Annotated in this window: 25 protein-coding genes and 2 other annotated features; of the genes, 17 read left to right on the top strand and 8 right to left on the bottom strand. The window is 48.0% G+C overall.

Annotation, left to right across the window (positions count from 1 at the left end):
- Window positions 1-57 precede the first annotated feature (57 nt).
- The gene (locus EL268_RS25010) at window positions 58-288 is read left to right on the top strand and encodes a YneF family protein (RefSeq protein ID WP_047073685.1); all 231 of its coding nucleotides are present in this window, start codon (window positions 58-60) and stop codon (window positions 286-288) included.
- Window positions 289-309: 21 nt separating this feature from the next.
- Window positions 310-489: a hypothetical protein gene (locus EL268_RS25005; RefSeq protein ID WP_012684743.1), complete on the top strand. Its 180-nt coding sequence runs from the start codon at window positions 310-312 to the stop codon at window positions 487-489.
- A gap of 57 nt (window positions 490-546) precedes the next feature.
- Here the strand turns inward: EL268_RS25005 and EL268_RS25000 are convergent, their stop codons facing one another.
- Window positions 547-1422 (bottom strand): LysR family transcriptional regulator, encoded by an 876-nt coding sequence (locus EL268_RS25000; protein WP_106654255.1) that lies wholly within the window; start codon window positions 1420-1422, stop codon window positions 547-549.
- Window positions 1423-1571: 149 nt separating this feature from the next.
- On the opposite strand from EL268_RS25000, the gene EL268_RS24995 reads away from it, so the two are divergent.
- On the top strand, window positions 1572-2939 hold the full coding sequence (locus tag EL268_RS24995) for an MFS transporter (protein WP_106654256.1): 1368 nt from the start codon (window positions 1572-1574) through the stop codon (window positions 2937-2939).
- Between the two features lie 81 nt (window positions 2940-3020).
- Window positions 3021-3289, top strand: a binding site (T-box leader).
- Window positions 3290-3331: 42 nt separating this feature from the next.
- Window positions 3332-3566: a binding site (T-box leader), on the top strand.
- Window positions 3567-3627: 61 nt separating this feature from the next.
- The gene (locus EL268_RS24990) at window positions 3628-5172 is read left to right on the top strand and encodes a 2-isopropylmalate synthase (RefSeq protein WP_106654257.1); all 1545 of its coding nucleotides are present in this window, start codon (window positions 3628-3630) and stop codon (window positions 5170-5172) included.
- A 581-nt stretch (window positions 5173-5753) separates the two neighbouring features.
- Here the strand turns inward: EL268_RS24990 and EL268_RS24980 are convergent.
- Window positions 5754-6524, bottom strand: coding sequence for a sulfite exporter TauE/SafE family protein (locus EL268_RS24980; protein WP_106654259.1), 771 nt, complete (start codon window positions 6522-6524; stop codon window positions 5754-5756).
- A gap of 191 nt (window positions 6525-6715) precedes the next feature.
- Between EL268_RS24980 and EL268_RS24975 the strand changes: the two genes are divergently transcribed.
- From EL268_RS24975 to EL268_RS24960, 4 genes are all read left to right on the top strand, one after another.
- A complete protein-coding gene (locus tag EL268_RS24975; protein ID WP_012684750.1) occupies window positions 6716-7324 on the top strand; it encodes a superoxide dismutase in 609 nt (202 codons plus the stop codon).
- Between the two features lie 172 nt (window positions 7325-7496).
- Window positions 7497-8291 (top strand): dioxygenase family protein, encoded by a 795-nt coding sequence (locus EL268_RS24970; protein WP_106654260.1) that lies wholly within the window; start codon window positions 7497-7499, stop codon window positions 8289-8291.
- Window positions 8291-9181 (top strand): RNA polymerase sigma factor SigJ, encoded by an 891-nt coding sequence (gene sigJ / locus EL268_RS24965; protein ID WP_106654261.1) that lies wholly within the window; start codon window positions 8291-8293, stop codon window positions 9179-9181. The genes EL268_RS24970 and sigJ overlap by 1 nt, the downstream gene beginning before the upstream one ends.
- 72 nt (window positions 9182-9253) lie before the next feature.
- Window positions 9254-9700: a carboxymuconolactone decarboxylase family protein gene (locus EL268_RS24960; protein WP_106654262.1), complete on the top strand. Its 447-nt coding sequence runs from the start codon at window positions 9254-9256 to the stop codon at window positions 9698-9700.
- 68 nt (window positions 9701-9768) lie between these two features.
- Here the strand turns inward: EL268_RS24960 and EL268_RS24955 are convergent, their stop codons facing one another.
- Together EL268_RS24955 and EL268_RS24950 are read right to left on the bottom strand one after the other, a co-directional pair.
- Window positions 9769-10314 carry a pyridoxamine 5'-phosphate oxidase family protein gene (locus tag EL268_RS24955; protein WP_088906053.1) on the bottom strand — a complete coding sequence of 182 codons (546 nt, stop codon included), beginning with the start codon at window positions 10312-10314 and terminating at the stop codon, window positions 9769-9771.
- Window positions 10315-10457: 143 nt separating this feature from the next.
- Complete coding sequence (locus EL268_RS24950; protein WP_106654263.1) at window positions 10458-11447, bottom strand: metal-dependent hydrolase; 990 nt, start codon at window positions 11445-11447, stop codon at window positions 10458-10460.
- A 159-nt stretch (window positions 11448-11606) separates the two neighbouring features.
- Between EL268_RS24950 and EL268_RS24945 the strand changes: the two genes are divergently transcribed.
- The gene (locus tag EL268_RS24945; protein ID WP_106654264.1) at window positions 11607-11897 is read left to right on the top strand and encodes an MFS transporter; all 291 of its coding nucleotides are present in this window, start codon (window positions 11607-11609) and stop codon (window positions 11895-11897) included.
- Window positions 11898-11918: 21 nt separating this feature from the next.
- The gene (gene mutY, locus EL268_RS24940; RefSeq protein ID WP_106654265.1) at window positions 11919-13025 is read left to right on the top strand and encodes an A/G-specific adenine glycosylase; all 1107 of its coding nucleotides are present in this window, start codon (window positions 11919-11921) and stop codon (window positions 13023-13025) included.
- A gap of 41 nt (window positions 13026-13066) precedes the next feature.
- On the opposite strand, the gene EL268_RS24935 is transcribed toward mutY, so the two are convergent.
- The 3 genes from EL268_RS24935 to EL268_RS32970 form a co-directional block, all read right to left on the bottom strand.
- Entirely contained in the window at window positions 13067-13843 is a 777-nt protein-coding gene (locus EL268_RS24935) for a Cof-type HAD-IIB family hydrolase (protein WP_106654266.1), read from the bottom strand.
- A gap of 119 nt (window positions 13844-13962) precedes the next feature.
- A complete protein-coding gene (locus tag EL268_RS24930) occupies window positions 13963-14121 on the bottom strand; it encodes a YrzI family protein (protein ID WP_106654267.1) in 159 nt (52 codons plus the stop codon).
- Between the two features lie 137 nt (window positions 14122-14258).
- Entirely contained in the window at window positions 14259-14411 is a 153-nt protein-coding gene (locus EL268_RS32970) for a hypothetical protein (RefSeq protein ID WP_164724519.1), read from the bottom strand.
- Window positions 14412-14446: 35 nt separating this feature from the next.
- Here EL268_RS32970 and EL268_RS32965 point away from each other — a divergent pair, with 35 nt between their 5' ends.
- Together EL268_RS32965 and EL268_RS24925 are read left to right on the top strand one after the other, a co-directional pair.
- A complete protein-coding gene (locus EL268_RS32965) occupies window positions 14447-14722 on the top strand; it encodes a hypothetical protein (RefSeq protein WP_164724413.1) in 276 nt (91 codons plus the stop codon).
- 214 nt (window positions 14723-14936) lie between these two features.
- A complete protein-coding gene (locus EL268_RS24925) occupies window positions 14937-16904 on the top strand; it encodes a methyl-accepting chemotaxis protein (RefSeq protein WP_106654268.1) in 1968 nt (655 codons plus the stop codon).
- Between the two features lie 50 nt (window positions 16905-16954).
- Here the strand turns inward: EL268_RS24925 and EL268_RS24920 are convergent, their stop codons facing one another.
- Complete coding sequence (locus EL268_RS24920; RefSeq protein WP_007729801.1) at window positions 16955-17179, bottom strand: hypothetical protein; 225 nt, start codon at window positions 17177-17179, stop codon at window positions 16955-16957.
- A 196-nt stretch (window positions 17180-17375) separates the two neighbouring features.
- On the opposite strand from EL268_RS24920, the gene fabL reads away from it, so the two are divergent.
- From fabL to EL268_RS24895, 5 genes are all read left to right on the top strand, one after another.
- A complete protein-coding gene (gene fabL / locus EL268_RS24915; RefSeq protein ID WP_012684763.1) occupies window positions 17376-18134 on the top strand; it encodes an enoyl-[acyl-carrier-protein] reductase FabL in 759 nt (252 codons plus the stop codon).
- Window positions 18135-18245: 111 nt separating this feature from the next.
- On the top strand, window positions 18246-18659 hold the full coding sequence (locus tag EL268_RS24910) for a GNAT family N-acetyltransferase (RefSeq protein ID WP_017250148.1): 414 nt from the start codon (window positions 18246-18248) through the stop codon (window positions 18657-18659).
- 48 nt (window positions 18660-18707) lie between these two features.
- Entirely contained in the window at window positions 18708-19244 is a 537-nt protein-coding gene (locus tag EL268_RS24905; protein WP_106654269.1) for a DUF402 domain-containing protein, read from the top strand.
- 57 nt (window positions 19245-19301) lie between these two features.
- Complete coding sequence (locus EL268_RS24900; RefSeq protein WP_106654270.1) at window positions 19302-21083, top strand: ABC transporter ATP-binding protein; 1782 nt, start codon at window positions 19302-19304, stop codon at window positions 21081-21083.
- A gap of 24 nt (window positions 21084-21107) precedes the next feature.
- Window positions 21108-22328 carry an MFS transporter gene (locus tag EL268_RS24895; RefSeq protein ID WP_106654271.1) on the top strand — a complete coding sequence of 407 codons (1221 nt, stop codon included), beginning with the start codon at window positions 21108-21110 and terminating at the stop codon, window positions 22326-22328.
- Window positions 22329-22432: the final 104 nt, after the last annotated feature.

Genomic DNA, 22432 nt, shown 5'->3' with positions numbered 1-22432 from the left:
CCAACTATGGTACAATAAAAGAGTTCTTAATTACGTATAGAGGATGGTAATGTATTGATGGCTTGGTACAACTGGGTAATTCCAATTGTCACATTGTTAATCGGTCTCGCTGGTGGATTTTATGGAGGGACTTATTTATTGAAAAAACAAATGTCCAACATGCAAATGGACGAAAAGCAGCTTCAAGCCATGGCCCGTTCAATGGGGATGAATCTTAACCAAAAGCAGCTCAAACAAATGAGCCGTACGATGAAAAACATGAAAATGCCAAATAAATTCGGGAAGTAGCGTGAAAGGGAGTGTCGTTTGATGGGGGCGACCCGGCTGCGCTACACGATGATCGGTTTTATTGTCGGGGTGTTTATCGTGTATTTGAAAGACCTGCCGCTTGCTGAAGGAACTCGGTTTGCGGCCCCTTTTTACGGAGCGGGGATTGGACTGCTCATTGACGGCATTATTTTACGTATGAAAAAAAGAAAACAAGAGTAGGGGAAGAGCCTGGCGAATGATGCCAGGCTTTTTTCTGTTGGAAAACCGGCTTGTTTTTCAAGAGACGAGAGCAAAATACTGGACGATAAAATCACAGAACTTGCGTGCTGCCAGGGAGAGATATCTTTTTTCGTGCCGAATCATTTGAAAATGTCGCTGGCAGATCGGGTGCTCGATCGGAATCATGACAAGGTGAGGGTCTTCCTCTCGATTGATACAGCCATAGAGGGCAATGCCGAGGCCTGCGCGGACCAGCTTTTGGATAGAGCCGGGATCATCTACCCGACAAGCGAATTTGGGGGTAATCCCTGCTTTTTGAAAGAACTGATCGTACAGCATTTGGATGGGAAAGTCCTCCCTGTAGCCGATAAATGACTCATCAGCCAGCTCGCTTAGTCGAATACTGGTTTGCTTGGCTAAGTGATGTGTGCGGGGGACAGCTACATGAATATCTTCTTTCAATACGGGCGTGGTCAAAATATCCGGCAGCTTGATCGGCAAATGCGTGAAGCAAATATCCACTTCCCCTGACTCCAAGAGGGTTGCCATTTCTTCAATGGTGGCTTGTGTGATCTGGAAATGTACATCAGGATGGAGTGCGAGAAACTTGCCCAACGGTTCTGATAACAGATCCAGGGTCGACGTTGCCAGATGAATCCGACCATGCTCCATTCCGGCCAGATCCGATACGACTTTTTGACCTTCCTCCAACAAGTTCAGTGCTTTGTCTACACGCTCCAGATACGCCTTCCCAAATGTATTCAACCGGATACGTCCTCGCTCGCGGTCAAATAACGGAACCCCGACATCCTCTTCCAGCCGAGCAATGGTCTTGCTGAGAGCAGGCTGAGCAATCCGCAGCTCTTGGGCGGCTTTCGTCATATGCTGCCACTTGGCAACTGTGCGGAAATAGTGCAATTGCAACAATTCCATTTGATTCAACTCCATATACTCAGGTATATCAACTACATATCAAAAGATATATTTTCGTTTATTTTAAAATCATTATAAACTACATCTAGCAAGGCCAACAATCACCTTCCCGGGAAGAAATCGGTGATAACGAGAGGTGTCTTTCCAATATGCAAACCGAACCACAACAACAATCTGCTGAAAAAGTTCTTCGCGTACTCGTGTTTACCCTCATGATTACGGTGATGAGTGCTACGATGTTCAATATCGTGTTACCGCAAATCAGGACAGAATTTCATTTATCCTTTAGCCAAGTAAGCTGGGTTACGTCCGCCTTTTTGTTAATCTATGCGGTCGGAACCGTGATGTACGGAAAGCTAGCCGATTCCTACAAGCTCAAACATTTGCTTACATTCGGTTTAATTGTGTTTGCTATCGGCTCCCTTATCGGATTTTTTGCCCATAATTATGGCATGGTGCTTTTGGGGAGAATTGTACAGGCAGCAGGAGCTGCAGTTGTTCCGGCGACGTCTTCGATTATTCCAGTGCGTTATTTTCCGCCAGAAAGTAGGGGGCGAGCTCTGGGAATCTCGATGACCGGGATGGCGATCGGCAGCGCATTAGGTCCCGTTCTTTCCTCTTTGCTGGTCAGTCTGCTTGATTGGAGATGGCTGTTCTGTATGCCGTTGTTCACGCTTTTTGCCGTACCTTATTTCCGCAAGTATTTGCAGGAGGAGGAGCGGGAAGCCGTCAAAATGGACTGGATCGGCGGTGGGCTTCTCGCCATAACGATTGCGTTGCTTCTGCTGGCTATTACGAATCAGAGCTTGCTGCTCGCAGTGGGGTGCATCCTCTCATTCCTTCTGTTCTTGGTAAGAATTCGGACGACCGCAGAACCTTTTATTCGCCCTAGCTTATTCCGGAGCAAACGCTATTCGCTCGGGCTGGTCATTGCCTTTTTGATGATAGGGAGTGGCTATTCGTTCGCTTTCCTTAGTCCACAATTGTTGGCCAATGTGAATCATCTGGCACCGGGGCTCATTGGCTTTGTCATGGTACCAGGAGCAATTGTGACCGCGTTCTTGGGGAAAAAGGCCGGGATTCTTGCAGATAAGAAAGGGAATTCGTATTTATTTTACACAGCGTCTGCGCTACTTTTGAGCAGCTTTATCCTCTTCTCTTCCTTTGCGGGAGTATCCCCGTTCCTCATTGCGGTTTTTCTGATTTTTGGCAATGTCGGACTGTCGTTTATGATGATTTCGATGTCAAACGCAATCTCGCAGTCGTTACCAAAGGAACAGATTGGCGTCGGTATGGGACTGCTGGCGATGCTGAACTTTATTGCAGGTGCACTTGCAGCTACCTTGTACGGCAAGTCGATTGATGGAGGAGCTGCTGTGAGCTGGAATCTGCTCAATAGCTATCCAGGAGCGTCCGTCTATAGCAATATTTACTCCGCTTTAGTGCTCGTGATACTGGGTCTCGCTTGTCTTTATTACAGACAGTTCGGCCGCAGCTCGGTAAGAGGGTTCAATTAATTGGGTTATTAAAATTATTTTTATTGCTAGCCTCCATTGACAACCAGATAGAAACCGAATAAAATTTCAAACAATAATAAAAATAACGCGAAGAACGGGAACAGTAAGTGGTTTAATCTGTTTAGAGAGCTGCGGGATGGTGCAACGCAGTCTGAGAAGCCAGTGAAGCTCGCCCGGGAGCGGCAGGACTGAACAAGATGTAGCGCTGCATCGAGCAGTAAGTTCTGACGGTTAACCTCCGTGATCGGGTTGTGCTGATCGACTAGGATCAGTACATGAGGTGGACTTCCAGCGAGCAGCTGGGGTCAACGAGAGTGGTACCGCGATAGACAAGGTCTGTCGTCTCTTTGATAGAGACGGCAGGCCTTTTTTGATTGGAAAAACGACATAGAACAAACGCGAAGAACGGGAGCTAGTAAAGCAAATTTCTTGTCCAGAGAGCTGCGGGTAGGTGCGACGCAGTCAGGAAATGCTCGAATCTCACCCGGGAGCGGCAAGGTTGAAAACAGACAGTAGACCTTGACGGATCGTCCCACGTCATCGGGACAGCGAGGTGGATTCTCTTTTGAAAAAAGAGGGGATCAACGAGAGTGGTACCGCGGCAGCCAAAAGCCTGTCGTCTCTTGTATATGGAGACGGTGGGCTTTTTTTCATGAACAGATGATTAAAAAATGAGGAGGCAATACCCATGACAAAACGAATCCATATTTTTGATACGACACTGCGTGACGGAGAGCAAGCGCCTGGAGCGTCTCTTTCTCCAGAGCAAAAAATCGTCATTGCCAAGCATTTGGCAGACCTCGGCGTAGATATCATTGAACCGGGCTTCCCAATCTCCAGCCCTGGTGACTTCATGGCGGTGCAACGTATTTCGCAAGAGGTGCACGGCGTGGAGATTTGTGGCTTTGCTCGTGCGGTGAAAGAGGACATCGACGCTGCCGTTCGGGCTACACAAGCGGCAGAGCGACGCAGACTTCACATGTTCCTGTCATCCTCCAGCATTCATCTGGACTTCCAGCTCCGCAAGTCGAGAGAGCAGGTGATTAAGATCGCCCGCGAAATGATTGCGTACGGCAAACAGTTTGTGGACCGGATTGAATTTTCGCCGATGGATGCGACTCGTACAGGTGATGAGTTCCTGTTTGAGATGATCGAGGCGGCTATTGAAGAAGGGGCAACGATTATCAACATCCCTGATACGGTAGGGTACGCACTGCCAGAAGAGTATGGGGCCATGTTCACTCGTGTCATGAAAAACGTTCGTGGCAGCGACAAGGTAGAGTTCAGTGCACACTGCCACAATGACCTGGGACTCGCGGTTGCAAACAGTTTGGCTGCGATTCGTGCTGGGGTCACCCAAGTCGAGGTAACGGTCAACGGGGTCGGTGAGCGAGCAGGGAACTGCTCCTTGGAAGAGCTGGTTATGGCAATTGAGACGCGCAAAGAAGCACTGGATGCTGAGACTGGCATCAGACCGGAGCACATTTACACCACTTCACAAAAGGTGAGCCGTGCCATGAGCTTCCCGATTGCTTTCAACAAACCAATTGTCGGTCGCAATGCCTTTCAGCACGAAGCGGGAATTCATCAGGACGGTCTCTTAAAAGAGCGCAGCACCTACGAAATCATGGACCCGGAGAGCTTGGGCGTGCCTCGCAACATGATCATTCTCGGAAAGCACTCCGGCCGCCATGCCATTAAGCACCGCGTAAACGAATTCGGGGTACAGCTGACCGATGAGCAGATGGAGACACTGTACTTCCAATTTAAAGAGCTGGCTGACAAGCAAAAAGTTGTCCAAGATCATCAGCTGCTTGAGCTGGTGGGACATACCGTGAACGCGGTACTGGAGCCATTCACACTGGTCAATGCACAAGTGCTCACCGGCACATCCGGACATCGTATGGCTTCCTGCACGATTACGAACAATGCGACAGGAGAAGAACAAGCATACTCTGGCACCGGAGAGGGACCTGTTGAGGCATTGGTGGCAGGTATCAAACAGGCACTGCCGTTCGACGTGGAGTTTACGGACATGGAGCTGTATTCATTGTCGTCGGGAGAGCATGCGACAGGCGAAGCGATCGTGACGGTCAGCGCAAACGGAAGTCATTTCAAAGGAGTTGCCGAGCATCGGGATGTACTGATGGCGGTCGCACAGGCGTTTATGGCGGCGAGCAATCAGGCGGTGCGTGATCATCAAACCAAAGTTGTTGCAGCAGGGGCTAACTAGAGTCAAACATAAAAAGTCAGCCTGTAGATGTTTGCAGGCTGACTCTTTATGTGCTTATGGCTGTAGTGGAGAGAAGAATATTTCCAGTCTAGGCTCCAGGCTCCGTCCTGCTGGGGGTCAAGACTGCCCGCTCCGAAGGGATTCGCGGGGAAACGCAAAAGTGGTAGCCGCTACGTCGTATGGGCACGGTTGCGTTTCTTTTGCCCGCGAATCCCTTCTCCGCTCGGTAGGACTCCACAAGTCGCTACGTCTGGAAATATTCTTCTCTAGCGTAACTGATTGCATTCTTTATTCTTTTAAAGTCTTTTAAAACCCGTTCAAGCAGGGACAGCTCGTAGAGGAAACAGGAGAAATAAGCGAAGATCTTAGGGACACCGACCGAGACGGAATGCAAAAAGCGAAACACGCTCTTAAGCGTCCACCTCTGAAAAACTTCTCGAATGGACTACTTTGGACGCGGTTTCGCTTTTTGCATGGAGTCGGGCAGTCAATCCCACAGGGGGTGGCCCTAGAAGCTGAGCGTTTTCTCCTGTTTCCTCCCCACCACTACAGGAACGTACAAGGTTGTACGCCTTTTTAAATCAAGCAGTAAAAATCAACTCATACACCATCTTCACGATCAAAGTAATGGATACGACCAAGAACAATGGACGGACATAACGTACCCCTGTTTTGATGGCCATTTTGGCACCAAGGTTAGCACCCAACAGCATCGCTATCCCCATGATGAGACCAGTCATGAAGACGACCTTGCCCTCCATTGTGAAGACAAAAAGCGCAGAAATGTTACTGGCCAGATTCAAAATTCGGCCATTGCCGGCTGCAATTACAAAATCATAGCCAAACAAAAGCACCATCAGAAAAACAAAGAACGAACCGGTTCCGGGCCCGAAAAATCCATCGTAAAATCCGATTAAAAAGGTAAAAGGAATCCCGATGCCGAGCGTAAATTTGGTCAGCCCTTTGTAGTTGGAGTCTTGACCGAAACGTTTGTTGAAAAGGGTGTAAACAAAAATGAGTGCCATCATAATAACGACAAGGACCTTCAAAAACTCCTGGGGAACGAACAGAACTGTTTTCGCTCCGAAATAGGCGCCGATCAGCGAGACGGGAAATAAAATCAGCATAAGCTTCTTGTCAAATTTACCGCTCTTGATAAAGGTGTAGGAGCTGGTGGCAGATGAAATGGTGCCAGCCAATTTGTTCGTGCCAAGAGCAAGGTACGGTGGCATTCCTAGACCGAGCAGGGCGGGGAGGGAGATGAGTCCGCCTCCACCAACAGTACTGTCGATGAATGCTGCAATGAATCCAAAGACGGCGAGAAGTACGATCGTTGATAAGTCCATTTCCACTAGATATCACCTGATTCTCTTCGTTTGTAATAATCCAAGTCTAGCACTCTCCGTTTTGTTTGCAAGATGGAAATCTTTGAAATAATACATAGATTAATATACTTTGCATACCGATTTGTTGAAAAACTGTTTGGCTTGCAGTATAATGAAGGAGTAAGCTTGACCTACATAATTTGAGGAGGAATGTTACAATGGCACATCAACTTCCTGCATTGCCTTATGCACACAACGCTTTGGAACCACATATCGACGCGCAAACCATGGAGATCCATCACGGACGCCACCATGCTACTTATGTTAACAACCTGAATGCAGCACTGGAAGCACACGCTGACCTGCAAGGTAAAAGCATTGAAGAGCTGATCAGCAATCTGGATGCTCTGCCTGAGTCCATCCGCACTGCTGTTCGCAACAACGGTGGAGGCCATGCTAACCACACACTGTTCTGGGAAATCATGAGCCCGAATGGCGGCGGCGCACCAACTGGTGAACTGGCTGACGCAATCAATGCGGCTTTCGGAAGCTTTGACAACTTCAAAGCAGAATTCGCAAAAGCAGCTACTACTCGTTTCGGTTCCGGATGGGCTTGGCTGACTGCAGAAGGCGGAAAAGTAGCAATCAGCTCTACTCCTAACCAAGACAGCCCAATCATGGAAGGTAAAACACCTATCCTTGGTCTGGACGTTTGGGAGCATGCTTACTACCTGAACTACCAAAACAAACGCCCTGACTACATCGGCGCGTTCTGGAACGTTGTAAACTGGGATGAAGTTAGCAAGCGTTTCGCAGCAGCGAAGTAATTGTAACTTTTCCAGTCATAAGGCTTGTCGTTCTTTAGGAGCGGCAAGCCTTTTTTGTTCAGAGGAAAGAAACGGCATCGATTCAGGATACACTTGTAACTGTAATGAATATGAGATATAATACTTACTAAAAGTAACTAAGTTTAAAAAGTATAGAGGAGAGTGTATGCAAATGATGCCGTCTTTTTTCATTGCACATGGTGCCCCGTTGCTTGCCATAGAAAACAATGCCTATACAGAAGCACTGAACCAATTGCCTAGCCTGCTCCCGCGCAAGCCGCGTGCTATCGTCATAATTTCCGCTCACTGGGAAGCACATGATCAAATGGTGGGAACAATGGACACCTTCCCGACCATTCACGACTTTGGCGGTTTCCCGCAAGCATTATACGAAATCGAGTACCCGGCAAAAGGAGAGCGTGAAGTAGCGGATGAGACAATCCGACTTCTTCAAGAAGCTGGTATTCCTGTCGCTTTGAACACGACAAGAGGCTTGGACCATGGACACTGGGTTGTCTTGCGCCATATTTATCCGGATGCCGATATTCCTGTTGTTGCCTTGTCGGTTAATCCGAACCTGACTGTGACAGAGCAATATCAGATCGGCAAAGCACTGAGCCCGCTCCGCGCAAAAGACGTTCTGATCCTCGGCAGTGGCGGAACCGTCCATAATTTTTCCTATATGAACCTGAGAGAGTCCGATAGTGCTACTTTTGAGTGGGCGGAGCAATTCGAAGACTGGCTGCAAACAACATTGACAGACTGGAATGTCGAGGATCTCGCCAATTATCGCGAGCTTGCTCCGCATGCTGAAAAAGCTGTTCCCGCGTATGGAACCGAGCATTTTGTTCCGCTTGTGTACGTCATGGGAGCTGCCGACGATGAACGTACAGCGAAGCGCCTGCATATGAGCATCCGCTATGGAAGTCTCAGTCACACCCTTTGGCAGTTTGGTGATGCGAAATAATGACAGTGCACATGGAGGATGTTTATCGGGAGTATAAATCATTACTGTTTTCCCTTGCGTACCGGATGACTGGCTCGGTAACGGAAGCGGAGGACATTGTTCAGGATACGTTTCTTGCGTTGGCAGGTACCGACATCCAAGACATTCACCATGTAAAAAGCTATCTGTGCAAAGCTGTGACCAATCGCTGTCTGGACTTATTAAAATCAGCCCGTTGGAAGCGGGAGCAGTATGTAGGCGAATGGTTGCCGGAGCCGATGCTGGACGCTTCGGAAACCAATGATCCCTTGCAAACTGTGATTGCCGAAGAAGCAGTCTCGTATGGCTTGCTTGTTCTCTTGGAGAATCTATCGTCGACGCTACGGGCCGTTTTTGTGCTCCGAACGGCACTTGACTACGAATACAGCGAAATTGCCGCGATGCTCGAAATGACCGAAGTAAATTGCCGCAAGAAGTTTAGCCTTGCGAGAAAAAAGCTGGCTGAAGCAGGATATCAGGCGATCGTCCCTCAGTCGAATCGGACTTCGAGCTTGGTAGAAAAGCTGATGCAAGCCATCTCCAAGTCAGATGCGGAGTCGTTGATCGGACTTTTGACAAAAGATGCTGTGTTTGTCAGCGATGGTGGCGGGAAAGTCCGGGCAGCTATTCATCCGATCTTCTCAGACGAGCGGATTACTGCCTTCTGGATGGGGGTATGGCCGAGGTGGGCTTCTCATGCTACCATGCAGATTCGCTCGATCAATGGCCAAGATGGAATCGCCGTCTACTCCGAAGGTCATCTGAAAATGATCATCCAGATCACAATGAATGAAGAAGAAGATCGCATTGCACGCTTGTACATGATGGTCAATCCAGAAAAGCTAAACCATTTGCAAAAAGAAAATGGATGATTCGTCACAAGAAGGATACTTCACTCGTCTTTGAGGTTGAAAGCAAATTCGAGTGGAGAGGAAAGATGAATCATGAAAGCTAGATTCAATCATCGTACAACAAATCCCGAAGCGTATCAGACCATGCTCAAGCTGGAAAAATTCGTGAATGAGAGCGGCTTGGACAAAAAACTGATTGAGCTGATCAAAATTCGTGCTTCCCAAATCAACGGCTGCGCTTTTTGCATGGATATGCATACGCAAGATGCGCGCAAGCTCGGTGAGACAGAGCAACGCATTTATTTGCTCAGCGTTTGGAGAGAATCCGCGGTTTACACTGAGGCAGAGAGGGCTGTCCTTGCTCTTACTGAGGCTGTCACTGTTATTACGGCTAACGGTGTTTCTGAAGAGCTCTACCAGCAGGTCCGCGAGCATTTTGACGAGAACCAGTATGTTGCCTTGATTATGGCGATCAATACCATCAACAGCTGGAACAGACTCGCGATTTCGACAGGAATGAGCGCTCCATTCTCTATGTAAGGTGCATACTCATCCAACAAAAAGACACGCCTCTGACAAAGAGCGTGTCTTTTTTCTGCTTTCGGCTTTTATACGTCCATCTCCACTTTTCTTCCAGGGTAGAACTGCTTCTCTTCGGAAAGTGGATTACCTTTGGCGGTCAGCACAGTAGGCGTAATCCGGAAGATGGCGGTTGTACTGCCCATCGAAGAACGATACTTGATGACGTGCTGTAAAGGCAACGGTTCTGAATAGTAGCCGGGTACGTACTTGTCGATCATGGATTGCATCGCATCGCGCATCTCCTCAGGTTCAGAAACACGCTCAATTGTCCCGGCGATAAACACACTCATGTAAGCCGTATCGATATGGGCAGGCACAGGTGAGGCGATTGTGCCGTACTCCTCGCAAACACTGAAACATACGCGGTTATTGCCATTAATCATCTCGATTTTTCTGCCAGAATCCGCGCCATGAAAATAAATACAGCCATTCCACCAAGCAAAGTTCAAAGGCAGGATGTACGGCTCGATTTCATTGGACAATCCGAGATGGCCGACCTTTGCTACTTGCAAAAACTGGTCAATTTGCTCCTGATCAGTAATAGTACGCTTGGAATAACGAATTGGAATCATGTCGAGTCCCCCAGTCTGTCGTTGTTATTCTGATCGTAGTTGGTATTTGACTAGGAGAAAAGGTGCAATTTTGGCAAAAGTGAACGGGTCAGATCGCAAAAAAATAACCGCCCACTATTGGCAGGGGCGGTAGTCTCGTCTTATTACGAGCGTTTTGAATCCAATTTTTTGGTAAGCTGTTCTTCTCCGCGGTGGATCCAGCCGACGAAGGAATCGCGGATGGTCAGATCAAAATCGAGGTAGACCACGGCGACGAACATGTAGTGACTTTTCCCTTGAAAACGGGATCGGTAGCGCAGATCAATCCATTTGACCTCATAGCCAAAGGAGCGCTCTTTGGTTTCTACATGCACATGATGGGTAAAAGCCAGGAAGGACTGGACTTTGTAACTTTTCTTGGCTGCCGCAATCCGCTCATTTTCCGGTTTGATGGAGAAGGTGTCCAAGATGACGACGTCCCCCGAAATGACTTCACCTACATACCAATGCTGGTCTGTCTTGGCGACGAAGGTCCAATACGTCCAGGAAAGAGTAGGGATGATGGTGAAGGTACCAGTTTTGCCGATTCGCTGACGAACCAGCTCGGTCGTGCGTCTTTGCGCCTGACAACGCCAGTAGTAGTATCCGGCAATGATCACGTATATCCATAAAAAGACGTGTCCAGGATGCGCACCTGCCGCCCATAGCATAAAGCCGACGAGATGGGCAGCGAAAATGAACGGATCGAAAATGAAAATGGCGTTGAGCGCCACCCATTTGTCGCGAAACGGGTACAGGCCCTTTGTGCCATAGGAATTAAACAAGTCAACGAATACGTGCAAACAGACGGCCAGGAATATCCAGCCGAGCAAATGCAGCCAATGGGGCTGTGGCATCATGGCCTGAATGAGTACAAAAATGGCTCCAGTCCACAGAAATAAAGCGGGAACCGAGTGAGAAACGCCTCGGTGATTGCGAATGTAGGCAGCGGTACCACGAAGGCGGACTAAGCCATCCAAATCAGGCGCCTGCGAGCCAATGACCGTTCCAACCATGACGGCTACTGCAAGTGACGGAGTAGAAGCTACGACAGGATCAAGATAGGCGAGCCCGGCCAATCCAAAGCCCATGGCAAAATGTGTGGCTGTATCCATGGAATCGTTGTCTTCCTCCCTTCCTTCCACTTTTATTGTTTATTATAGCGTTTGCCTAAGGTTAATTCCCGCCCGTTCTGAAAATATTTGTGTGCTTGTTCGCACGGGGTGGGAAGGGTATGATGAAAGCGTTGAATCGTTAAAGGAGGAACATGTCGCATGCTAACGGTTTTCATTGAATACAAGATAGATGCTGAAAAACGAAGTCACGCTCTGCAATTGCTCACCTCGATGGCTGAGCGAATGGAAGCGATGGGTGCACGTCAGTATCGCTCAATGGAGGGCTTGGATCAGCCCGGTCTGTTTGTCGAAACGTTTGAGGTCGAGACTGTTCAAGTATACGAAGAAATCAAGGCAAACCGATTGGCAGACCAAGACTTTTGCGACTGTATTTCCGGCGGTGCTTCGAAACTGCATGTGTGGGCGTTTCGTCCCGCTAAACTGGGATGAAAAGGAGTAGAATAAAAGGAAATGGCAAGAAAAAAAGAAAGCTTGAAATATACACTACCTGAACAATTTCATGTGTTTGGCTTTGCCCAGGATTTGCTGGCCTGGTACGACTCACAAAAGCGGGATTTGCCTTGGCGGATCAACAAAGACCCATATCGAATCTGGGTATCGGAGATCATGCTCCAGCAAACACGCGTAGAGACCGTTAAGCCTTATTATGCGAATTTCATGGAGAAATTTCCGACGGTGAGTGATTTAGCGAAAGCACCCGAGGAAGATGTCTTAAAAGCGTGGGAGGGACTCGGTTATTACTCCCGCGCGCGCAATCTTCAAGCCGCAGCTCGCGAGGTAACGGTTCGCTACGGAGGAGTTGTGCCGGATACACCAGAAGAGATCGCTACACTAAAAGGTGTCGGTCCGTATACGGCAGGTGCCATTCTTAGCATTGCCTATGAAAAGGCGGAGCCGGCCGTGGATGGGAATGTTATGCGTGTCTTTTCACGCCTGCTGTATTTAACCGACGACATTGCCAAGCTTGCCACAAGAATCAAAATCGAGCATCTCGTGCGACAGGTCATTCCAGAGGGAAGAGCGGGAGATTTCAATCAAGCTTTAATGGAGCTGGGAGCGATGGTCTGTGTACCGCGCACTCCGCAATGCTTGACCTGTCCGGTGTTTGACTACTGTATGGCGCGTCAGGAGGGAGTGGCTGAAGAGCTGCCGGTCAAAGGCAAAGCCAAACCTCCACGCCCTGTTGATCTGCAAGTAGGCATTATCATTCGCGACGGCAAAGTTTTGATGAACAAGCGTCCCGATCAGGGGCTTCTCGCCGGCATGTGGGAATTCCCTACTGTTGAAACTGAGCAGGAAAGTGATGCTGCCAAGCAGGAGGCACTTGCAGTTGGTTTGCGTGAACGATTCGGAATCGATGTAGAAGTCATGCAGCCGCTAGGTACGGTTCAACACGTCTTCTCCCATTTGCAGTGGAACATGCAAGTATGGTCCTGTGACTGGATCGAAGGGGACAAGCTCCCTGTTCATGCAAGATACGCAGCTTGGGAGGAATTAGATGCATACACCATCCCGATGGCGCATCAAAAAATTCGCGAGCTGTTGGGGCAAAAATAACAAGTAGGCAAAGCTGTCGAGCATTTCTCGGCAGCTTTTATTTATTTCATCAGACCGATGTAACGCAAGCCGTGAGATATCCCGCCATCATCGACGTGTCGCGTTACATAATTGGCATGCGGCAACAAAGCTTCATGCGCATTGCCCATCGCGATCCCCATCCCGACATAAGAGAGCATCTCTTTGTCATTCAGACCGTCTCCGAAAGCAACTGCCTTGCTTGGCGCAAGCCCGATATGCGAGAGGAGCGCTTCAATACCGAGGGCTTTTGAACCGCCTTTCGCAAAAACATCCATACAATACTCATGCCAGCGTATAAACGAGAGAGCGGGAATCTCTTCTCTGTACTGTTGTTCATGTGCATCTGGTGTAAACAACAGCGCTTGATAAATATTTTCAGAATGGACGAAGTCCGCATTGTGATCGGGGGTATCAAGCTTCAATTGCTGAAAAGTCCAATCCAAATAAGGATGCTGCTTATGGGTAGAAAAGCCCGCCGTACTGCCTTGAAATACGATGGGATGGTCGTGCTGGGCCGCGATCTGCTGCAATTGATCGAGTGTTTTGGTCGGGAGGGGGCGATCATAGATCGTTTTTCCTTGATAGACGACATATGCGCCATTGCAACTGACATACGAATCGATGCCGCACTGCTGGGCAAGCTCGTCAAAATAATAATGAGCTCTGCCTGTTGCTAAGACGACTTCGATCTTGTTTCTTTGCAGCTCTTGAATGGCTTCGAGTGTATCTGGTGGTATAATTTTTTCTTCGTTGACGAGTGTTCCATCAATGTCTAAAAAGACGATTTGATACTCCATGATTTCACTCCCCACTTTTCTCTTTTGAATCCATTATAAAGCTTTGAGAGAGGGGAAGAGCAGCGGAAAATAAAAAGATCATGCCCCCGCAGACATGATCTTTGTAAAACTGTTTCTTTTTATCGAATCAAAAACTCTGGAAATTGTGTAACGATCTGATGCTTTTGTTCTTCCATACGTTTCAGCGCTTGCTGTTGCATGTATTTTGCTTCAATTTGCTTCGGTGTCAATTTCCGTTTCTCAATAATGATTGTGAAGAAAATCATTGGAATGTACATGAGTGTATCCCTCCCATCCCGTTAATTTGGTGCAGTCAGCTGCCATCTATCGCTTTGACTCCTGTAAACCTCATCATCTGACGCCGTTGTTTGTTTTTCATACCAAAATCCCTCCTGTAGTCAAGTAGTGGTGTCCATTAAATACGGCTCACAAATTGTGCAGCTTCAAAAGCATGTTCTTCGGCGCGTTCTTCGAGATAGCGACAGCGAGCAGATTCTCCGAAAAGTTTCTCTGCTTGTTCCTTATTGCGTTCAATCTTGACTGTGAAAAGCAAAAAGTTCAGTACCATTACCAATCACCCCCTTTCAAGGTGGAAAATGTTAATTGGCGAGAAAGAAAAAGACCACGGGCGAAAGCCTGCGGTCTTCTGGCAACAAAAACGGACATGCCGTTTTGAAGGACATAGAAAGACCACAAGCAACAACACCTGTGGTCGGTAATAGACGAAATAGAAATGTTGAAGAGTACGAATACTACTGGAATTCGTCGACCCAGGAGGCGCTGCTATATTCAGTTGAAACATCCACAAGACGATCAATAAAAGCTGGTTTTAGATTCATAGCTATCATCATCATTGTGCTGCCTCCTTTCTTTCCGTAGTAGTAGTGTGTGGAACGTACTCTTAGAATATGGCATTTTTTTCTTGTTGTAAAGCGATTTTTTACCTATTTCCAGAAGAAAGTATATTCTGAATATAATAAAAAATAATAAATAATAAACTTTTATGCGTTTGGTTGGCAATTTTAGGTTTACTCATGCATATGGCGGGTATTAATATAGGAAAATGATAACACGCAGAAAGGTGATGCAGCGAATGAAAACACCTAGACTCACTGTAAAATCCAAGCTGATCGCTACATTTTCCACAATATTAGTCATCCCCCTGCTGACACTTGGATGGCTCTCGTATCAAAGTGCCAAGGCAGAGTTGTCAGATGAATTGCTTACGACTGCCTCTGAAAATGTCCGTTTAGTAGACGCGCTTTTGAATCGTACACTTTTGGAACAATCAAGGAATGTGGAATGGGTCGCTGCTGATATTGTACGCAACGATATCATGGAAGAGACCAGAACAATTACGCAAAAAAAATTACAGCGCTTTCTCGCGATAAATCCAGAAGTTAGTGAAGCGTATATCGGGGATGTGAATGGCGGCATGATGACCGCAACCGGCTCCAAGCTTCCAGACGGATATGATCCGCGAAAAAGGGATTGGTACATAGCAGCTATGAAGCAGCCAGGAAAGAACATCATTGTGGACCCATACATTGATGCTATTACCGGAAAAGTCGTGGTGGGAATTGCGATGGCCTTGCCTGATCAGTCTGGTGTTTTTGGAATTGATATTCAACTGACTGCACTGGACGAGACGGTCAAGCAAGCAAAGATCGGTACCCAAGGGTTTATGGCCATTTTGGATAAAAATCGCAAAATGCTGGTCAATCCAAATGGAGAGTCTGGAGTTGAGGTTGCAGAGTCTTGGGCGGATACTGTATATGCAGAAGAGTCAGGGCGTTTGCAATTTCAGCACGAAGCAAATCCCGTCCAAGCCGTGTTTACTACGAATGAAAATACGGGTTGGAAGCTTGTAGGAGTGATGTATGAAAGCGAAGCAGCAGAAGCAGCAAATCCGATTTTTTACACGATGCTCGTGATTATAATTATTGCACTTGTGGTAGCTGGCGGAGTCATTTACCTGATTTTGCGCTCCCTACTCCGACCTTTGCGCATGTTGACAGAAGCAGCGGAAAAAATGAGCCAAGGCGATGTGACACAACAAGTAGATATACGAAGTGACGATGAGTTGGGTACATTGGGCAAAGCCTTCAATCATATGGCGGAATCTCTTCGTTCCTTGCTCCATTCTGTAAATGATTCCGTTCAGCAGCTGGCTTCTTCGGCAGAGCAGCTCGCAGCAAGCGCGGATCAGACGAGTAAAGCAACAGAACAGATTGCGGAGACTATACAAGAAATGGCGGAGGGAGCCGAGCAGCAAGTCTCCCATTCGCAGGAGGGTAACGCAGCAGTCGAACAAATGTCGGCAAGAATCGGTCAGATCGCAGAGTATACACAAAATGTATTCACCGCAGCTCAGGAATCGTCGCACTTGGCAGTAACCGGAAACCAATCTATTCAATCGGCTGTGTTGCAAATGAACGCATCCAGCGAGTCGATTCACAGTTTGGCAAAAGTCGTGGATAATCTGGGTACGCGTTCCCAAGAAATCGGAAACATTGTGGATGTGATCACTGCCATCGCCAATCAAACCAACCTGCTTGCACTAAATGCGGCAATTGAAGCGGCTCGAGCAGGGGAGTATGGACGAGGCTTTGCTGTGGTGGCTGATGAGGTACGCAAGCTGGCAGAGCAATCTGCAAGCTCGGCACAACAAATTAGTCAGCTGATCACCGCGATTCAAGCGGAGACAAACCATGCTGTAATTGTCATGGATCAAAGCAAGCGTGAAGTAACGGAAGGGATTGAAAAAGTGAACGAAGCTGGCCAGTCCTTCGAACAAATTCAGTCAGCCGTCAATGAGGTGGCAGAGAAAATCGGTCAGGTATCTGAAGCGACGCGTGATTTCTCCACAAGGGCACAGCAAGTGGTTGAGATCATTGGTCATATTTCCGAGGTGACACTACAAGCGTCTGATGGAACACGAAGTGTATCCGCAGCTGCGGAGGAGCAGCTAGCCTCTATGGAAGAGATTGCTTCTTCAGCCGTTTCCCTCGAACACCTCGCGGAGGAATTGCAAAACCAGATCGGCAAGTTCCGTATCTAATTAATAAGCCCGGCGCCGTGTTTACATACACGAGCAGCCGGGTTTTTTACTTAATCGTAAATAGGTGACGAGGAATGATCCCATCCCCCGCTGTCTCCATTCACTGGTCCACGGGATTCAAGCTCATGGATGACTTTGACGTGAAGAGAGGCTCCCTCTGCACTGAGGTAAGCTGCCAATTGTGAAAAACTGTGGTGGTAATAAAGCAGCTCATTCATTTCCCAATCAGCCAGTGGCACCATGGTTAATTCGGACAATTCCCGACCTATGTACACCCTGCCATTCCTCCTTATGTGGTAGTGGTTTGCCTGATACCGCGAGTTTAGTATGGCTATAGTTGAGAGGATCAAGTCATGCCGGGATTTTTTCCGCAGGTAGAAAAAGCGCAGGTGGAGTTGTATAATGAATAAGTGATTTTTACTTATTAGTACCTGCTATTAATAGTTGGTCAGGTTGGGAGGCAATCTTTTTATGAATACAACGAAAAAAGTAGCACTGGTAACTGGCGGAACGCGAGGGATCGGAAAAGCGATTGCGCTTCAATTGGCGGAACAGGGCTATGACCTGGTGCTGAACTATTTGCGTAACCGCACAGCGGCAAGAGAAGCGGCAGCGGAGCTGGAAGCAAAGGGCGCTCGTGTCCATCTGATCAAAGCCAATGTAGGGGATGTAGCAAAAATCAAAGAGTTGTTCGCAGAAATCGACCAGGAATTCGGTCGTTTGGATGTATTTGTGAACAATGCGGCATCGGGTGTACTGCGTCCCCTGATGGAGCTGGAAGAAAGCCATTGGGACTGGACCATGGAAATCAACAGCAAGGCACTGTTGTTCTGTGCGCAAGAAGCGGCAAAACTAATGATCAAGGGCGGCAACGGCGGAAAAATCGTGAGCTTGTCCAGCCTTGGGTCCATTCGAGTTCTCGACAACTATACAGCGGTTGGCGTATCAAAGGCAGCTGTAGAAGCGATTACTCGTTATTTGGCAGTCGAGCTCGCACCGCATAACATTGTAGTAAACGCTGTTTCTGGCGGAGCTGTGGATACGGATGCACTCAAGCATTTCCCGAATCGTGAAGAATTGCTCGGCAGCTCAGCAGAGCGTACGCCAGCAGGACGCATTGTGGAGCCGGAAGATTTGGCTAATGCTGTGATGTTCTTGCTCTCCGACAAAGCTTGGATGGTTCGCGGACAAACATTGATTGTAGACGGCGGTATTTCTCTTTTGACATAATGATTTATTGTAGAGGGAGTAGGGAGTTGGAGACTTTATGGTGTTGCGACACAAGACAAAGTTGTCCATGTGTTGTACAATAGAGGAAGAAGGTTACGAAGGAGGCAACACATGCTGATTCGTCCGTTTCGACTCGGTGACTATTCGGCTATCACACGTATTTGGCAGGAGACGGGGTTGGACCAATCGGACAAAGAGTCATTGAACGATTTGGCCCAGCATTTGGCTTGGGACAGCGATCTGGTAATGGTTGCAGAAATGGAAGGCAGAGTTGTAGGGGTCGTGGTTGGCACGATCGACGGAGCACGTGCCTATTTCTACCGATTGGCTGTACTTCCAGAGATGCAAGGCTCAGGTATTGGTCGCGAACTCGTTGAAGCAATTGAAAAGCGTTTCAAGCAACGAGGTGTCAATAACGTCTTGATCATGGTCAATCAATCAAATCCGGAAGTCCTTCCGTTTTACCTTTCACTTGGCTATGAAGTACAAAAATATGTTACACTTTCCAAAAAGCTCTCTTCTTAAAGGAGGCTTGTCCCCATTCAAATAGAGAAGAGAAGAAAGGGGAGAGTCATGTCACCAACTCCGGGCTCCAATATCCGCATAGAAAGTTATAAACATGACCATTCGTTGCACCGCATATGGGACAAATCTACGTTGATTCATACCAGTGATGCGGTGGTGATTGGGGGAAATGATCGGGTCAAGGTGACAGAAGCAGACGGGCGGGAATGGCGTACGCGTGAACCGGCCATTTGTACATTTGGTAGAGGCCAGTGGTTCAATACCATTGCCATGATTCGTGATGACGGTATTTATTATTATTGCAACATTGGTTCGCCCTTCAGTATGAAGGGACAATTGCTAAGCTACATAGACTATGATCTCGACGTAAAAGTGTTTCCCGATATGACATACTCGATTCTCGACGAAGAGGAGTTTCTTTTGCATAGCAGACAGATGAACTATCCTCCATTTGTTGTGGAAAGAGTGCAGACAGCATTGCGAGAGGTGCTGGATTGGGTAAGCGCACGACGCGGCCCTTTTCAAAGCGGCTTCGTCCAACGTTGGTACGAGCGTTATCTTTTAGTGCGAGATGATGAGGAATAATCCCTTTCCCGAATGACCGGGGGAGGGATTTCCTTGTTTGCAAAGGAGGTATGATGGTTGAGCATACGCCGCTATTTGGTTTATGTCCTGCCCTATTGGAAACAAATATTGGGCACTATTTTTATTGGTATTTTTAAGTTTGCGATCCCACTTGCTCTGCCGCTTCTTATCAAATACGTCATTGATGACCTGTTGCCAAGTCCGCTTCCTCAAGAGGAAAAGCTGAAACAGTTATTTTGGCTGATGCTCGGGGCCTTTTTGTTATTTACTGTCGTTCGCGCTCCTATTGAGTACATCCGGCAATACTATGCACAGTGGGTATCCAGCCGTATCTTGTTTGACATCCGCAATCAATTGTTCTCTCATTTGCAACGACTGTCGATGCGCTACTACAACAATACAAAAACGGGTGAGGTCATCTCTCGGGTTATTAACGACGTGGAATCTACCAAAAGCTTCGTGGAAACGGGATTGATGAATCTCTGGTTGGACCTGATTACGATTACACTGACGATGGGGATCATGCTCTATATGGATGTGGAGCTGACGATTGTCGCGATTATTGTTTTTCCTTTGTACAGTATCTCCGTCAAATTTTTCTACAAGCGCTTGCGTCAATTGACAAAGGATCGTTCTGCAGCTCTGGCGCGTTTACAAGGATATTTGTACGAACGCGTGAACGGCATGTCGCTCATCCGCAGCTTTGCATTAGAAAAGCAGGAGAGCAAGGAATTTGCCAAGGAGAACAATCAGTTTTTGGAGAAGGCGTTGGCACATACGCGGTGGAACGCCCGAACCTTCGCCGTGGTCAATACGGTGACGGATATCGCACCGCTCCTGGTCATTGCCTATGCTGGCTACCAAGTTATTGGCGGGAGCATGAGCGTAGGGACGCTTGTTGCGTTTTATGCATATTTAGAGCGCTTGTACACGCCGCTACGACGTCTGGTCAATTCCAGCACGGTACTGACACAGGCAATTGCCTCGATGGACCGGATGTTCGAGTTTATCGATGAATCGTACGATATCGTTGACAAGCCAAACGCGGGAGAGCTGCCTGTAGACCCTGGAACCAAACGCATTCGCGGAGAAATCCGCTTTGAGAACGTGTCCTTCCGCTATCGGGAGGAAGGCCCTCTCGTCTTGAACAATGTCAATCTGAGCATCTCTTCTGGTGAAACAGTTGCGATTGTCGGGATGTCAGGCGGAGGAAAATCTTCGCTGATCAGCTTGCTGCCGCGTTTTTGGGACGTGACTGAAGGGAAAATTACGATTGATGGCATCGATATCCGTGATGTGAAGCAACAAAATTTGCGTCACCACATCGGGATGGTGCAGCAAGATAATATTTTGTTTAGTGAATCAGCAAAAGTGAATATTTTAATGGGCAATCCTGATGCGGATGACAGTGCTGTGCAAGAAGCTGCGAAGGCGGCAAATGCCCATGACTTTATTAGTGAATTACCGAATGGTTACCATACGGAGCTGGGAGAGCGCGGCGTGAAGCTCTCGGGCGGACAAAAGCAGCGGATCGCGATTGCGCGTGTTTTCCTGCGTGACCCCGGTATTCTGATTCTCGATGAGGCGACGTCTGCACTCGACTTGGAATCAGAGCACACGATTCAGGAGTCTTTGTCCAGATTGGCAAAAGGAAGAACCACGCTCATCGTGGCCCATCGACTTTCGACGATTACCCATGCAGACAAAATCATTGTCATGAAAGAGGGACAAATCGTTGAGGAAGGCACGCATGAGCAATTGCTGGAGAGCAAGGGAGTATACTATGGCCTGTGGAGTGTGCAAGATTTAGGAAGTACGTCCGACCCGCAACTGGGATAAGCAGATGGGATTGGAGGAAATCCGATGGAGATATGGCGCCGTAATTTATATGTGCTCTGCGGATCGTTGTTTTTCGTCATGGTGGCGATGAGCATGATCATGCCTTTTTTACCGCTTTACATTCAGCAGGATTTCGGAATTGAAGACCCTCATCAGGTTACGGCTTGGGCGGGGATTATTTTTGGAGCCAACTTTTTAACGGCGGGCCTCGTCTCGCCTATTTGGGGAAATTTGGCTGATAAGCACGGGCGCAAGATTATGATTTTGCGCTCGGGATTTTTCATGTCCATTACCATGGCACTGACCGGTTTTGCGGGAAGTCTGTGGCAGCTTTTGGCCCTTCGCCTGCTCAATGGACTCGTAGGGGGAATCATTCCTGCCAGTACCGCGTTGGTAGCATCCTCTGTGCCAAAAGAACGAATTGGCTGGGCAACAGGGTTGCTTCAGTCTTTTATTACGGCCGGAACCATTATGGGACCGCTGTTTGGCGGTGTTCTCGCGGAGAAGATTGGCTTTCGGATGATTTTTGTGATTACCGGCAGCGTATTATTACTGGCGACCTTGGTCATTACGTTTACGGTGAAAGAGAATTTTGTTCCACCTGAAAAAAAGGAACGGTCGAGTCTGCGGGAAGATTTTCAGATGATCTTCTCTTCCAAAGAACTCCCGGCGCTCTTTTTTGTAACCGTAATGATCCAGTTTGCGTTGTTTAGCATTATCCCTGTGTTGCCGATTTACATTTCGCAATTGGTTGGATCAGAAGGGGCAAAGGTAGCGTTGTGGGCCGGTATTGTCCAGGCATGCATGGGGGTAGCAAACGTCTTTGCCTCCCCACAGCTGGGGCGTTTAGGAGATCGGTTCGGTTCGCAAAAGGTGCTCTTGTTCTCACTTTTAGCTGCAGCAATCATCTTCATTCCACAAGGTCTGGTACATACGGTATGGCAACTGGTCGCGCTCCGGTTTTTGTTAGGCTTGTCGCTGGGAGGATTGCTTCCATCCGTCAATGCTTTGCTGCGACGAGCAACACCTGTACATATGGTCAGTCGCGTCTACGGCTATAACAACAGCTTTGTCAGTATCGGCAGTATGCTTGGGCCGATGATTGGCGGCTTTTTGGCAGGCTATGTGAGCATTAGCGGAGTCTTTTATATGACGAGTGCGTTCTTGTTTATTAACGCAGGCTGGGTGTACTACAGCTTTTTCCGAAACAAATCTGTACAGCATACTGATTCTGGAATAGAATAAGAGGTAATTTTCGCGAAAAGAGGTGCACCTCCATTGTGATGGCGAGTCGGTGTGAATAACTTCATATTCCATCAGGACGTATAGGCTGGTCCTGAACCGACAGG

It is taken from the genome of Brevibacillus brevis (assembly GCF_900637055.1).
GTDB lineage: Bacteria > Bacillota > Bacilli > Brevibacillales > Brevibacillaceae > Brevibacillus > Brevibacillus brevis.
The sequence above is the reverse complement of the archived record's forward strand: the minus strand, read 5'-3'. Positions and strand labels throughout refer to the sequence as shown.

Coding starts and splice junctions, on each gene's coding strand:
- EL268_RS24930 (WP_106654267.1), bottom strand. CDS start 14,121: ATGTACATTCCAATGATTTTCTTCACAATCATTATTGAGAAACGGAAA.
- EL268_RS24945 (WP_106654264.1), top strand. CDS start 11,607: ATGCTAACGGTTTTCATTGAATACAAGATAGATGCTGAAAAACGAAGT.
- EL268_RS24910 (WP_017250148.1), top strand. CDS start 18,246: ATGCTGATTCGTCCGTTTCGACTCGGTGACTATTCGGCTATCACACGT.
- EL268_RS24905 (WP_106654269.1), top strand. CDS start 18,708: ATGTCACCAACTCCGGGCTCCAATATCCGCATAGAAAGTTATAAACAT.
- EL268_RS24970 (WP_106654260.1), top strand. CDS start 7,497: ATGATGCCGTCTTTTTTCATTGCACATGGTGCCCCGTTGCTTGCCATA.
- EL268_RS25000 (WP_106654255.1), bottom strand. CDS start 1,422: ATGGAATTGTTGCAATTGCACTATTTCCGCACAGTTGCCAAGTGGCAG.
- EL268_RS32970 (WP_164724519.1), bottom strand. CDS start 14,411: ATGGTACTGAACTTTTTGCTTTTCACAGTCAAGATTGAACGCAATAAG.
- EL268_RS24935 (WP_106654266.1), bottom strand. CDS start 13,843: ATGGAGTATCAAATCGTCTTTTTAGACATTGATGGAACACTCGTCAAC.
- EL268_RS25005 (WP_012684743.1), top strand. CDS start 310: ATGGGGGCGACCCGGCTGCGCTACACGATGATCGGTTTTATTGTCGGG.
- EL268_RS25010 (WP_047073685.1), top strand. CDS start 58: ATGGCTTGGTACAACTGGGTAATTCCAATTGTCACATTGTTAATCGGT.
- EL268_RS24990 (WP_106654257.1), top strand. CDS start 3,628: ATGACAAAACGAATCCATATTTTTGATACGACACTGCGTGACGGAGAG.
- EL268_RS24950 (WP_106654263.1), bottom strand. CDS start 11,447: ATGGATACAGCCACACATTTTGCCATGGGCTTTGGATTGGCCGGGCTC.
- mutY (WP_106654265.1), top strand. CDS start 11,919: ATGGCAAGAAAAAAAGAAAGCTTGAAATATACACTACCTGAACAATTT.
- EL268_RS24975 (WP_012684750.1), top strand. CDS start 6,716: ATGGCACATCAACTTCCTGCATTGCCTTATGCACACAACGCTTTGGAA.
- EL268_RS24895 (WP_106654271.1), top strand. CDS start 21,108: ATGGAGATATGGCGCCGTAATTTATATGTGCTCTGCGGATCGTTGTTT.
- EL268_RS24995 (WP_106654256.1), top strand. CDS start 1,572: ATGCAAACCGAACCACAACAACAATCTGCTGAAAAAGTTCTTCGCGTA.
- sigJ (WP_106654261.1), top strand. CDS start 8,291: ATGACAGTGCACATGGAGGATGTTTATCGGGAGTATAAATCATTACTG.
- EL268_RS24955 (WP_088906053.1), bottom strand. CDS start 10,314: ATGATTCCAATTCGTTATTCCAAGCGTACTATTACTGATCAGGAGCAA.
- EL268_RS24925 (WP_106654268.1), top strand. CDS start 14,937: ATGAAAACACCTAGACTCACTGTAAAATCCAAGCTGATCGCTACATTT.
- EL268_RS24960 (WP_106654262.1), top strand. CDS start 9,254: ATGAAAGCTAGATTCAATCATCGTACAACAAATCCCGAAGCGTATCAG.
- fabL (WP_012684763.1), top strand. CDS start 17,376: ATGAATACAACGAAAAAAGTAGCACTGGTAACTGGCGGAACGCGAGGG.